This window comes from Kitasatospora sp. NPDC088351, from assembly GCF_040685575.1.
Taxonomy (GTDB): Bacteria; Actinomycetota; Actinomycetes; order Streptomycetales; family Streptomycetaceae; genus Kitasatospora.
Window position 1 is genome coordinate 20,199 of record NZ_JBFBIL010000080.1, and the last position, 10,053, is coordinate 30,251.

Below are 10,053 nucleotides of genomic sequence, written 5' to 3' on the forward strand. Positions count from 1 at the left end.
GTTTGGGACATAGCCCATGCCAGTTTGTTTCGACATGATGCTGCCGGGTAGACATCCGCGGTCGCCGGAACGGGGGGAGCGGTGGAGCCTTCTCGCTGAAGGTACTTGCTGATGGTTTCGATCAGCTCTTTGGTGTCGGCGTCCCGTTGCTTCCGCTTGTGATCAGGTCTTCCCAATCCACCATTTTGCCTTCAAAAGGGACGAGTACCTGCCACTTTGTCGGGCCCTTGTCCTTCGGCCGCCTCCCGAGCCAGCTCAGAATCTCCCATATCTGCTTGTCGCAGATGGTGGCGTTGTGAACCAGTACCGGGGTTTCGCCCGCGAGGACGAAGTTGGTGTGGAGGCCATCGACACCATCAAGCCCGCCACCACCTCGAGCGACCCCGCGCCCGAGGTCCTGATCGACGACACCCTGGCCACCACCGCCCCGTAAGCCTCCACGGTTCCGGCCGGGAACCGTCCCGGCCGGAAAGCGGTTGGGCCAGCGCACGGGCCCGGGGACGCCGGCCGCGCGGTCGGTCCGGCGCCGACCGCGTTGCGCGGGGCGGCCTACAGCAGTCCGGCCTCCCGCAGCAGCATCCACAGCTCCAGCACGGTCTGACAGGCCCCCAGGATGTGCCAAACCGCCCGCCCCACGGCACGGACCCGCACTCCCCGCCCTGCCCCAGTCGCCTCCATCACGAGCACTCCTCCCAGCATCCGGACCGACAACGGTGTCGATGTCGTACCTAGGTAGTGCTGTATTTCCGCCCGCCCGTTTGCCCCGGCCGTGTGCCGGCGGGCGCCGCGCGGCGGGCCTCGACGACGCGCGGCGCTAGCCCTTGCCCGGATCCGCCGAGCCGTCACCGACCCCGCCATCGCGGCCGCCATCGCCCGCCAGGAGCAGGCGATTCTGCGCAAGCGCGAGTCGGAGACCGCGTTCGCCGAGGCCGTCGCCGTCCGGGACCACCAGGACGAGACCGCTGCCCGTGCCGCAGCCGCCGCCAGCAGCCAGACCATCGCCCATCGGCGGGCAGAAGTGGAGCCCGGCCGGCGAGGCCTTCGCCCGACTCCGCCCCGCCGGCGGCGACCGGTGACCGACCAGCCCGCGCAGCCCGCCCCGCTGCACGTCTTCCTCTCTGACGTCGCCGAACAGGCTCTGGCCGCACTACGCCCTGGCGAGCTGGACGCGGCCACCGATTACGAGACAGAGCCGATTACGTGACAGAGCCGTTCACTGGACACACCTCAAAACGGTCGGCCAGGCCTTCTATATCGGCAAGAGCGGAATCGAGAAAATATCGACAGAATGGACAAGCGGCTATACCAAATGGTCATCTGATATTGGTGAATATCTGGCCAAGAAATTCAACCTGCCTCGCCCGCCGACCACGGAAGCTCACGTCGAAACGACGCTTGCCTGGATCATGCGGACCGCCATCAAGAGCCAGGGCATCAAGAGCCTGAACCTTAATATAGTGATCAACAATACCAGCGGAATTTGTACGGGGCCGTACAATTGCGTGAAGTCAGTGGAGCAAATTCTTCCCGTCGGCCACAGTCTCACGGTTTGGGTGAAGGGCGCGGCGACCGGTAGGGTGTCTCCGACATTGATCCTCGAAAAAGGCACGCTGGAGGACTAGATGGTTCTGACTGTCCTGATAGGGGATGAGCGGCACTACGGCGAAACGCAGGACGATGCAGATCGGTTGATTTCCAAGGTGATGGAAATCCTTCAAAGCGGGCGAAATGCATGGCTTTCCATTGATGGGCACCGGCGCGACAGGGATGGCCACTCTGACAACCATCTCGTCGTTTCACTCAACAGGGAAACGGGATATGGTGGCATAGTTTGGTTCGTTAGTGAGAAATATCCCAAGCGGGGTGGAATCTACGAATCGGTCTGGGTGTCCGACAACACAACGCCACCTGCTATCGACCCGAAGGTGATCTCGGATCTGAGCCATCCGGTCTTCATGGAACCGGCGAGCGTATTTCCCCTGCCGGACGTCCGTAAGATCCTTGAGGAGTTCTATCGAACAGGGACCGGGGACAGGCCCACCTGCATCAACTGGGTCAAGGGGCACATGAATGGCGAACGCGTCGAAAGGAAGTCTGATGCGAATCCCGCCGAGGACTCTTTCACTGGCGCGGAAGCCCTGCTGGACGATCTGATGAAACTCATCGAGTCGGGCGATATCCCCCGCGACTAGGCGAGAAAAACAGTGGCGGTTTTTCCATATACCCGCAAGACCTAAACGTGTCAGGCGCCAGTCTGGTATAGAGGAGCCCCCCCGCCCAGCGGAGTGGCAGGCAAGCGGCAGAGCCACATAACCGTACGCCGGCGGATTTGCTGACTGGCCTGTGCGCCAGCCAGCAAATCCGCCGAACCGGGCACCGTGTCCGAGCCGGGTCCTTCGCGTCCGGGAGGAGACCTTCGTCAGGATACCCGCAGGCGTTCGCCCGCGAGTGGGGCGCCGCGACCGCGGTCAGGTTCGGCGGGCAGTGGGTCCGTCTGCCCCCGGGGCAGACACTTGACGATGCCGGCGGGTTCTGCGACCTGATGACGGTCCCCGTCGTCGGCACCGCGGACCCAGCCGAGCAAGCGCTCTCCGGCGGGGGGCTGTCGGTGGGCGGGACGAAGACCGTGAGCTTCCTCGTCACGGGCCCGGACGCGGGCCCGCCGCTCCTGGCCTACGTCGCCACGGAGGGCCCGCCACGTCCCGTGCGCGTGGAGTCGCAGGCCTACGACTTCCAGGTCGACTTCAGCGACTACGACGTGCCCGTTCCGGTGACCGCTCCGCCCGCCGACCAGGTCGTCGACCTCGCGACCCTGACGGAACAGATCCAGTAGCCGCATCCCGGACGCGGGCCCGCCGTGCCTGGTGTGCGCGGTGCTGCTCAGCGGGCCGGAGCCGACCGCCGACGCCGACGCCGACGACGGCGACGACCAGGTCCGCCTGCGCGAGCCCGAAGGGTCTCACCGCCCGTCGGTCGAGGACGAGCAGGCCCTGGCCGATGTGGTCCGCGCCCGCCAGCTGCGCGAGAGCCACCGCGCCGCCCTTGCCGTGGCCCGAGGCAACGCCGTCCCGCTGCGCCCGGCCCGCCGGCCGCGGCCCGCTTCCGCGCGCGGTGCCGCGTGACCGGGATCAGCCTGCGGACCGCCCGCCGACCTGCAGGCCCACCCCCTTGGACGGAGTGAAGATGAGCCCTCAGTCGGAACCGGCCCCGGAGCCCCCGGCACAGCCGTCGATCACCGCGAGCATCACCGTCTCCGGGGTGGAAGCGCAGATCCTGCGGGACCTGGCCGCCGTACTCGGCCGCACCCAGGAGGAGCTGGCGATCGAGCACGCCGCCGGCGTCCTGCCGATCCCCGCCGAGCCGCTGGCGGACTGGGCGCTGTTCGACGGCCCGCCGGACCTGGCCGCCCGGGCGGACGAGTGGCTGCACGAAGGGACCGGCCGGTGAGCTCCACCGCCCCGCTGGGCGTCGCGGTCGCCGACACCTCCGTGCTGCTGGCGGCGTTCAACCGCAAGGACGACCTCCACGCCCAGGGCGCCGAAGCCCTCTCACTCGCCCGGGTCCTGATCGTCTCCCCGATGGTGTCGCCGGGCAGGGCTTCATCGTGTTGCCGCCAGCGGACCGGCACCTGTACGCCGACGCCGAGCAACTGCTGCGCCAGTACCAGGGTCACGCCCTCGGCCTGGCCGCCGCCGTCAACGCGGTGCTGGCCTGGCGGCTCCAGCGCCCGGCGGTCCTGTCCTTCGACCACCACTACTGCGAGGTCCTCGTCCCGAAGAAGGGACCGCGGATCGAGGTGTTCCCAGCGGCGACGGCCTCGGCGTAGGGGCGGTGGGACAGGTGCTGCAGGCCGGTGAGGGTGGTGTCGGTCACAGCAGTGCCAGGGCGGCGACGTACTCGTGTTCGTCCAGTCCGGGGTGGCCGCCCTGGTGGGGCCGGGGCGGCACGGTGGCGATGGGGCAGACCTGCTCGGCGGTGGCGGTGGCCTCGGCGCGCTGCTCGGCCACCAGCCAGTGGCGCAGGGCCGCACCAGCGGCCCGGTGGCAGCGGTCAGGAGTCGGGGGATGAGGATGCCGATGGTGGCTTCAGGCACGGGGTGATGACGCTCAGGACCATGCGGTCGTCGCCAGCGGTGCTGGAGACGTCGACGACGTACCTGCTGGTGGGGTGGCGGGCGAAAACGAGTGACTGTGGTGAGCGGTCGGGCATTTCGCGGTAGTCGGTGATGTCCAGGCCCTCGCCTTTGAGCAGGTCCCTGACCTTGCGGACGACGTCGTTGTGCTGGGCGTTGGGGACGTTGCTGTGTGCCCCGTAGCTGAGGGTGAACCGGTCGTCGGGTGCGGACTCGCCGTTCTTTCCGACGCAGGAGTTGAAGCCCGGGCTGATGGGCTCGTCGTTGATCTGGATTCCGGCGGCCTGGGCCAGGTGCTCGGTCAGCTGGCGGGCCCATGCCTGCGCTTCCTCGCGGGATTTGACGGGCAGGGGGTCGTCCTTGCCGGTACCGGGGGTGGAGGACATGCAGGCTCCGAGGGTTGTGACCATCAGCAGGGCGGCCAGGAAGCGGCGTGCGCGGACGGCCGTGCGGTGGGGGTGAACGGGCAGGTGGTAGGTCATGGGCTGGTCCTTCGGCTGCGTCGGGGCCTCAGGGGAGAGGGATATTGCCCAGGAGGGGCGCTTCCTTCGAGGAAGTCGTCGGGCGCTGTCCGGCAATGATCTTCGCCTGGTTGAGGAGGCTGTCGCTGCCGTCGTCCCAGTACCCGCCGTGCCCGCTGGTATCGATGTGGATGTTGTTACCGCCGAAACCCCATATGTGGGGGCTAGGTCCCAGGGTGGCGCCGCCGACGAGCCGGGTCGGGTCGTCACTGGCCTCGCCGATCCACACGTGCTCCGGGTCGATGTTCAACTGATCGGCGTCGAGGACGCCCATGCCGGGGCTTCCCAGGGCGACGATGTCGTCGGCGTGCAGGCCGTCTCCGCCGCTGGCCGCGACGCCGACGGCGTAGCTGCCGTAGCTGTGGGCGACGTAGGTGACGTGGCTCTTCGGCTCGCCGTGCGCGACCCTGAGGCCGTCGGAGAACCTCCGCATGTCCTCGGCGCCGTCGATCCCGCGCATAGGGTTCGCTGCCTCGGGGAGGCTCTCGGGGGTGTCGTAGCCGAGGTACGAGATCACCGAGACGTTCTCCCCGGCCTTGAGCCGGTCCCTCGTGACGTCCTGAAGCTTCTTGATGTGGTCGATCTGCCCGGGGACGCTGTTGAAGTCGGTGTTGGTGCCGGGGACGAAGACGGCGGTGTGCTGGGCTTTGTCGGGGTTGCCGGTGGCGACGATCGCCCGTCCGTCGGAGCCGTACGCCTCGGGGTCGATTCCCAGCAGGTAGAGCCGGCGTGACTCGTCGGTGGTGTCGTTCTTGTCGAGTTTCTCCTTGATCGTCTCCAGGGCGGCCTTGCGCTTGTCGTAGGTCGTCTGGTCGAGGCCGAGCGAGGTCGGGGAGCCGGCCTGCAAGGCGTCGAGTTTCTGGTCCAGGACGAGCCGGTTGGCCTCGTCCCGCACGGTGGCCGGCAGGCCGTCGAGCGCGCCGATCCTGGCGGCGTTCAGCGCCAGGTAGGTCTGCTGCTGGTCGGCGGTCAGGCCTTTCCACCATTCGGCGGTCTTCTGCGGGTCCTTACCGTCCGGGACGTACGCGTCGGCCAGACCCAGGTCCTTCATCACGTCCGCAGCATCGGTCCGGGTCTCGGCCATCGCCCCGGTCGCCCGCTTGCCGTCCAGGATGTCCGCGCCCAGCCGCCCGAGGGCCGTGTTGCCCTGATCGCTCGCCGCCTGGGCGTCCTTCAGCGCCCGGTCGATCCGCTCCTGGTAACCGGCCCCGAGACCGGCCAGGTCGCGGCGCGCGGCCTGGGCGTCCGGGTCGTTGCGGTCCCCCGGAGCCGCTGGCGGAAGACTCACCACTCCCTCCGCCGACACCACAAGACCGGAGTCCTGAGCCCGGTGCACCGCGTTCGTCAGGTTGGTCTGCGCCTGGTACATCCGGTCCGCGACCGTGTTCAGCGTCAGCGCCGCCGCCTCCGCCTCCACCCGCACGATGTCCAACTGCTGCTCGGTACGCTCCATGAAAGGGAACGCCGCAGCGGCGTCCACTCCCTCCCAGTGCCGGCGAAGCGGCCCGTTGACCTGATTGCGATGACGGGAACCCACGGCCTCCACCGTGTGCGCCAGGGCCTTCCAGCTCTTCGCCGCCTCACGCAGCCCCTGAGGGTCGAACTTCACCAGCAGCTCGAAGACGCTCACTTCGCCCCCTGCGCCTGGCTCCACGAGCCGGCCACAGCCTGCTCATTGTGGGAATGCGCCTCAGCACTCGCATCCAGGTTCGCGCCAGTAGCCGCGATCCTCTGCCCCAGCGCCGCCAGCGGCGCGGCCCAGCCACTTCCCAACTGCCCGAGACCACCGGCCACCGACCAGCCCGCGAGCTGCCCGGAAGCCGCCGTCGCCGCGGCCAGCGCCGCCTGAACAGGCTTGGCCAGTTCTTCGGCCAGACTCTTCGCCACCTGCGCCGATGCGTGCAGTTCCTGCGGCACAACGCTGACATCCGCCAACGCAATCTCCCCCCGGAGTCAACAACACAAGGCACCCAAACGAACCCCACAATACGCTGCGCATCCACACGGATACTCAGATGCCGGGTATCCGATCCTGTCCGCAGGTCACAACGACGGACCTTCTCGGTGGGCCCTCGCCGCCCACCAGACCGCCCAACGCACCACCACCGTTACTACCCCGGCCGCCATCGAACACCATGAGTCCATCTGAGGTTTCCTCTCCGACCGCTGAGGTGACGGTCCGCCCGGCCTGGTTGGCCCCCTCGCTCTCCCCGCTCTACCGGTGGCGGCACCTGCCCTGCCGGGAGCCGGGCCCGGGCGGCAACCTGGTGACCCACGCGGACCCGGCCCGGGAGGGTGGCTGGGCGCGGCGTGCTCCGCCCCCGCACCCGTGGCCAGCGCCCGGATGCGCTGGACCATCCCCCGGTCGAGAGCCTGCGGCGCCGACCCGCCACCGTGGCCGTGGCCGGCCCCGCCGTCAGCCCGTCGCCGCACCGGCTGGGCCGTGGACGGCCCAGCCTGGCCCCCGCCCCTGTGTCAGTGGCCGGTACCCGTGCCGGGCCCAGGAACCTGCCGCACCCAACTGCCCCAGGATCGCCAGCCTGCCCACCACCCAGCATGAGCCCAGGTCACCACCCACCTGAACGAGATCGCTGAGCACCACCAAGACGTACGGCAGCAGAACCACCCGTACAGACCGGTGGATCGCCGGTGACCGGCACCAATGCGTCGGCCCGGTATGGGTGCCCGCCTGGTGATGGATGAGCGCGGAAAGGGCCGTCAAGGCCCGGTCGCGGCGGCAGCCGCGATTTCGTGATCGGCGCCGTACAACCCTGCGGACGCAGTGGTGCAGAACGGCGATGGCATCCCGGTCGGGCGGAGGGAGCGGCACGGGTGGCCCGCCTGCCGCAGGCCCGGACCGCCGACACCCCGGCCAGTGCACCGGTGCGTGGCCCTGGCCATCGGGGTGAAGGCCCGCGTGACCGCTTACCTTTACTACATAAGAAGGGACATATGCCCTGACCTGCGGTTTTCCCGTCGCTAACGTCTGGTTTTCCAGACGTTGTAGCCAGAAAACCAGACGTTACGGCAGGGGGCGGTGAGGAGGCAGTGGCTCGACACGCTGCCAGGCGCCTGCGTTTTTCGGGCCTCTTGCTGTAGGTTCTTGCCGCTAAGGTCTGGTTTTCCGGAGCTAACGTCTGAAAAAACAGCCCTTAGAAACCTGGTGGCGCACCGGTCGTTGGACCGGTTCTCGGACAACGACGGCACGGTGAGGAGCAACATGGCTCGCAGGGGCAACATCGCCCTGGTGAACCTGGATACGGGGACGGTGCTGCCTGCGCCGAAGCCCCGGACGCCGCACACCATGGACGGCTCCTACACCCTCAACGCCTACACCGACGACGCGCCGCTGTACTCGCTGGCGCTGTCCGGGGCGGAGTGGGCGACGATCGACTGGGTGCGCTCGAACGGTGGGGCCGGCGCGGCCGTGAAGGTGACCGCCGCCGCCGTTGCGGGGGCGATCCTGGCTACGGAGACGACCGCGAAGACGGCGCTCGCCCGCCTGGTGAAGCTGAACATCCTGCTTAAGACCAGCCCCCGTAGCCAGACCTACCAGCTGAACCCGCGGCGCTTCTGGGAAGGCTCTGGCGACGCCCAGGTACAGGCGTGCCGTAGGTTGGATCCGCCGCCGATCACACCGGACGCCAAGGCGATCACTGCCGCGAAGAAGGCCGCCGAGAAAGCGGCCGCCAAGACGCCCGGACCGCGCCGCACGACGAACGGAGGCACCCGATGAGCGCCGCCACCCACAGCCACCACGGTGACTTCGACCCGGACAGCCTCGGCATGCCGCCCGTCTACACGCTGAACCTGTCCGCCAGCCAGCGCAGCGTCCTGGAATGGCTCACCAGCCACGGCGCCGTGTTCGCCCCGATCACGGCCGACGTCGAGGAGATCGCCCACGACTGCGGCACCTCGACCTCCACCGCGTACGAGGCCCTGGCTCGGCTGGAAGCGCTCCAGTTGGTCGAGCACCCGGACCCGGGAAGTTACCGCGTCAACCCCCGCTTCTTCTTCGCCTCCAACCCCGAGATCCGTCGCCTGGTGGGCGAAGCGCTGGAGGCCCCCGAGATCACCCTCGATGCCCGCGCCGAAGGCCCCCGGAAGGTCGGCAACGTGGACGCCCGACGCCGACGCACCATCAAGGCCGTCCCCGACCAGGAGTAAGGCGTGCGGTGCTCGAGCTGAGAGCGCTACTGTCAGTGGCGCTCGGTAACGTGTCGTGCCGTGAACGAAGTTGGGGTGGACAAGCCGGTACCAGCGACCGCCCGCTGGATCCGAGACGCACACTCCCAGGCCATCGCCGACGGGCGCAAATCTATAAGCCGCCCCCTGTGGCCTGCAGGTTTCTACCAGCCGTCCATCGCCAGGACGTCCCCGGAGATGGCGTAGCGGCGGCAGGCGAGGATCTCGGCGGTGGTGATGCCGATGTCGTTCGCGAGGCGGGCGAGGCCGCTGTCCTCGGCCTGGCGGTCGGAGACGTAGGCCGGTACGACCTCGAGGGCGAGCGCGCCGATGCCGAGCTGGGCGGCGCGCTGCTGGGTGATCGCGTCGCGGCCGACAGAAACGTGGCGGCGCCATGTCTCGGTGGTGATGCCGTCCGGGGCGGGGCCGGTCTCCAGCTCGGCGGCCGGGACGTCGGGGCGGGCGCGGACCTCGGCGACCGCGGCGGCGACGATCCCGCCGACCGTCCCGGCCGACAGCACGGCGCCGCCGGCCTCCTGGTGAGCGTCGGCGAGGCGCTCGGCGACTAGGGCGCGTATTCGGTCGTGATCAACGGGTCCGGGTGAGGTCCTTGATCCAGATCATCGCGCCACGGAGGTGGAGGCCGGCGAGGTAGCTTTCCGGGGTCTTGTCATACCGGGTGGCGATGCCTCGCCAGGCCTTCAGCTTGTTGATCAGGCGCTCGACGGTGTTGCGCTCCTTGTAGAGCTCGGCGTCGTGGCTGACGGGCCGGCCGCCCTGGCGGCCCTTCTTCTTCCGGTTGGCGCTCTGGTCCTTCTTCTCCGGGATGACCGCCTTGATGCGGCGCTTGCGCAGGTGGGCGCGGTTGCCGCGTGACGAGTAGGCCTTGTCCCCGGCCACCGCGTCCGGCCGGGTGCGGGGACGGCCGACGGGCCCGCGGACCCGGACCTTCTTCAGCACGGGGATGAACTGCGGGCTGTCCGCGGCCTGTCCCTCGGTCAGGACGAAAGCCAGCGGGCGGCACTTTCGGTCGCCGGCGCAATGGACCTTGCTGGTCTGCCCACCCCTGGAGCGTCCGAGCAGGGCTTCCTTCAGCCGGAGCCTGCGCCGACGCCGGATACGTCGCCGTTCTTCCCGTTTCGGGTCACCTGAGGCGACCCGCCCGTCTTGTTCCTCCGGGCCTCCCCCTTTTGCCGGGCCTTCTCCGCCTCCTCG

At 68.7% G+C, this 10,053-nt stretch carries 17 protein-coding genes and 1 pseudogene; 10 read left to right on the forward strand and 8 right to left on the reverse strand.

All coding sequences use genetic code 11. The annotated features are described in order from the left end of the window. Positions 1–295 precede the first annotated feature (295 nt). On the forward strand, positions 296–433 hold the full coding sequence (locus AB0P06_RS33740; protein ID WP_363614227.1) for a hypothetical protein: 138 nt from the start codon (positions 296–298) through the stop codon (positions 431–433). A 116-nt stretch (positions 434–549) separates the two neighbouring features. Here AB0P06_RS33740 and AB0P06_RS33745 read toward each other — a convergent pair whose 3' ends face one another. Beyond that, positions 550–678, reverse strand: coding sequence for a hypothetical protein (locus tag AB0P06_RS33745; protein ID WP_363614229.1), 129 nt, complete (start codon positions 676–678; stop codon positions 550–552). Positions 679–814: 136 nt separating this feature from the next. Beyond that, a complete protein-coding gene (locus tag AB0P06_RS33750; RefSeq protein ID WP_363614231.1) occupies positions 815–1,006 on the reverse strand; it encodes a hypothetical protein in 192 nt (63 codons plus the stop codon). A gap of 66 nt (positions 1,007–1,072) precedes the next feature. Here AB0P06_RS33750 and AB0P06_RS33755 point away from each other — a divergent pair, with 66 nt between their 5' ends. The 7 genes from AB0P06_RS33755 (at position 1,073) to AB0P06_RS33785 (ending at position 3,826) form a co-directional block, all read left to right on the forward strand. After that, on the forward strand, positions 1,073–1,204 hold the full coding sequence (locus AB0P06_RS33755; protein WP_363614234.1) for a hypothetical protein: 132 nt from the start codon (positions 1,073–1,075) through the stop codon (positions 1,202–1,204). Beyond that, a complete protein-coding gene (locus AB0P06_RS33760) occupies positions 1,179–1,622 on the forward strand; it encodes a DddA-like double-stranded DNA deaminase toxin (RefSeq protein WP_363614262.1) in 444 nt (147 codons plus the stop codon). Before AB0P06_RS33755 ends, AB0P06_RS33760 begins: the two co-directional genes overlap by 26 nt. Continuing rightward, complete coding sequence (locus tag AB0P06_RS33765; protein WP_363614236.1) at positions 1,623–2,192, forward strand: Imm1 family immunity protein; 570 nt, start codon at positions 1,623–1,625, stop codon at positions 2,190–2,192. Positions 2,193–2,542: 350 nt separating this feature from the next. Beyond that, entirely contained in the window at positions 2,543–2,833 is a 291-nt protein-coding gene (locus tag AB0P06_RS33770; RefSeq protein ID WP_363614238.1) for a hypothetical protein, read from the forward strand. A 40-nt stretch (positions 2,834–2,873) separates the two neighbouring features. Continuing rightward, the gene (locus tag AB0P06_RS33775) at positions 2,874–3,122 is read left to right on the forward strand and encodes a hypothetical protein (protein WP_363614240.1); all 249 of its coding nucleotides are present in this window, start codon (positions 2,874–2,876) and stop codon (positions 3,120–3,122) included. A gap of 61 nt (positions 3,123–3,183) precedes the next feature. Further along, the gene (locus AB0P06_RS33780) at positions 3,184–3,447 is read left to right on the forward strand and encodes a hypothetical protein (protein ID WP_363614242.1); all 264 of its coding nucleotides are present in this window, start codon (positions 3,184–3,186) and stop codon (positions 3,445–3,447) included. A gap of 157 nt (positions 3,448–3,604) precedes the next feature. After that, positions 3,605–3,826 (forward strand): hypothetical protein, encoded by a 222-nt coding sequence (locus tag AB0P06_RS33785; RefSeq protein ID WP_363614244.1) that lies wholly within the window; start codon positions 3,605–3,607, stop codon positions 3,824–3,826. Between the two features lie 43 nt (positions 3,827–3,869). Here the strand turns inward: AB0P06_RS33785 and AB0P06_RS33790 are convergent, their stop codons facing one another. From AB0P06_RS33790 to AB0P06_RS33805, 4 genes are read right to left on the reverse strand one after another with little or no spacing between them, the layout of a single operon-like run. After that, a complete protein-coding gene (locus AB0P06_RS33790) occupies positions 3,870–4,007 on the reverse strand; it encodes a hypothetical protein (protein WP_363614246.1) in 138 nt (45 codons plus the stop codon). 43 nt (positions 4,008–4,050) lie between these two features. Continuing rightward, positions 4,051–4,614 (reverse strand): hypothetical protein, encoded by a 564-nt coding sequence (locus tag AB0P06_RS33795; RefSeq protein WP_363614248.1) that lies wholly within the window; start codon positions 4,612–4,614, stop codon positions 4,051–4,053. 28 nt (positions 4,615–4,642) lie between these two features. Next, a complete protein-coding gene (locus AB0P06_RS33800) occupies positions 4,643–6,283 on the reverse strand; it encodes an alpha/beta hydrolase (RefSeq protein WP_363614250.1) in 1,641 nt (546 codons plus the stop codon). Further along, on the reverse strand, positions 6,280–6,588 hold the full coding sequence (locus tag AB0P06_RS33805; protein WP_363614252.1) for a hypothetical protein: 309 nt from the start codon (positions 6,586–6,588) through the stop codon (positions 6,280–6,282). Before AB0P06_RS33805 ends, AB0P06_RS33800 begins: the two co-directional genes overlap by 4 nt. Before the next feature lie 1,285 nt (positions 6,589–7,873). Between AB0P06_RS33805 and AB0P06_RS33810 the strand changes: the two genes are divergently transcribed. Continuing rightward, positions 7,874–8,389, forward strand: coding sequence for a MarR family transcriptional regulator (locus AB0P06_RS33810; RefSeq protein ID WP_363614254.1), 516 nt, complete (start codon positions 7,874–7,876; stop codon positions 8,387–8,389). Next, positions 8,386–8,820: a MarR family transcriptional regulator gene (locus AB0P06_RS33815; protein ID WP_355675980.1), complete on the forward strand. Its 435-nt coding sequence runs from the start codon at positions 8,386–8,388 to the stop codon at positions 8,818–8,820. The genes AB0P06_RS33810 and AB0P06_RS33815 overlap by 4 nt, the downstream gene beginning before the upstream one ends. Before the next feature lie 182 nt (positions 8,821–9,002). Here AB0P06_RS33815 and AB0P06_RS33820 read toward each other — a convergent pair whose 3' ends face one another. Together AB0P06_RS33820 and AB0P06_RS33825 are read right to left on the reverse strand one after the other, a co-directional pair. After that, positions 9,003–9,359, reverse strand: a complete 357-nt coding sequence (locus AB0P06_RS33820) for a hypothetical protein (protein WP_363614256.1) — start codon at positions 9,357–9,359, stop codon at positions 9,003–9,005. 67 nt (positions 9,360–9,426) lie between these two features. After that, a pseudogene (locus AB0P06_RS33825) lies at positions 9,427–10,053 on the reverse strand (IS5 family transposase); the annotation flags it as partial.

Coding starts and splice junctions, on each gene's coding strand:
- AB0P06_RS33810 (WP_363614254.1), top strand. CDS start 7,874: ATGGCTCGCAGGGGCAACATCGCCCTGGTGAACCTGGATACGGGGACG.
- AB0P06_RS33815 (WP_355675980.1), top strand. CDS start 8,386: ATGAGCGCCGCCACCCACAGCCACCACGGTGACTTCGACCCGGACAGC.
- AB0P06_RS33770 (WP_363614238.1), top strand. CDS start 2,543: ATGACGGTCCCCGTCGTCGGCACCGCGGACCCAGCCGAGCAAGCGCTC.
- AB0P06_RS33765 (WP_363614236.1), top strand. CDS start 1,623: ATGGTTCTGACTGTCCTGATAGGGGATGAGCGGCACTACGGCGAAACG.
- AB0P06_RS33795 (WP_363614248.1), bottom strand. CDS start 4,614: ATGACCTACCACCTGCCCGTTCACCCCCACCGCACGGCCGTCCGCGCA.
- AB0P06_RS33750 (WP_363614231.1), bottom strand. CDS start 1,006: ATGGGCGATGGTCTGGCTGCTGGCGGCGGCTGCGGCACGGGCAGCGGT.
- AB0P06_RS33745 (WP_363614229.1), bottom strand. CDS start 678: ATGGAGGCGACTGGGGCAGGGCGGGGAGTGCGGGTCCGTGCCGTGGGG.
- AB0P06_RS33780 (WP_363614242.1), top strand. CDS start 3,184: ATGAGCCCTCAGTCGGAACCGGCCCCGGAGCCCCCGGCACAGCCGTCG.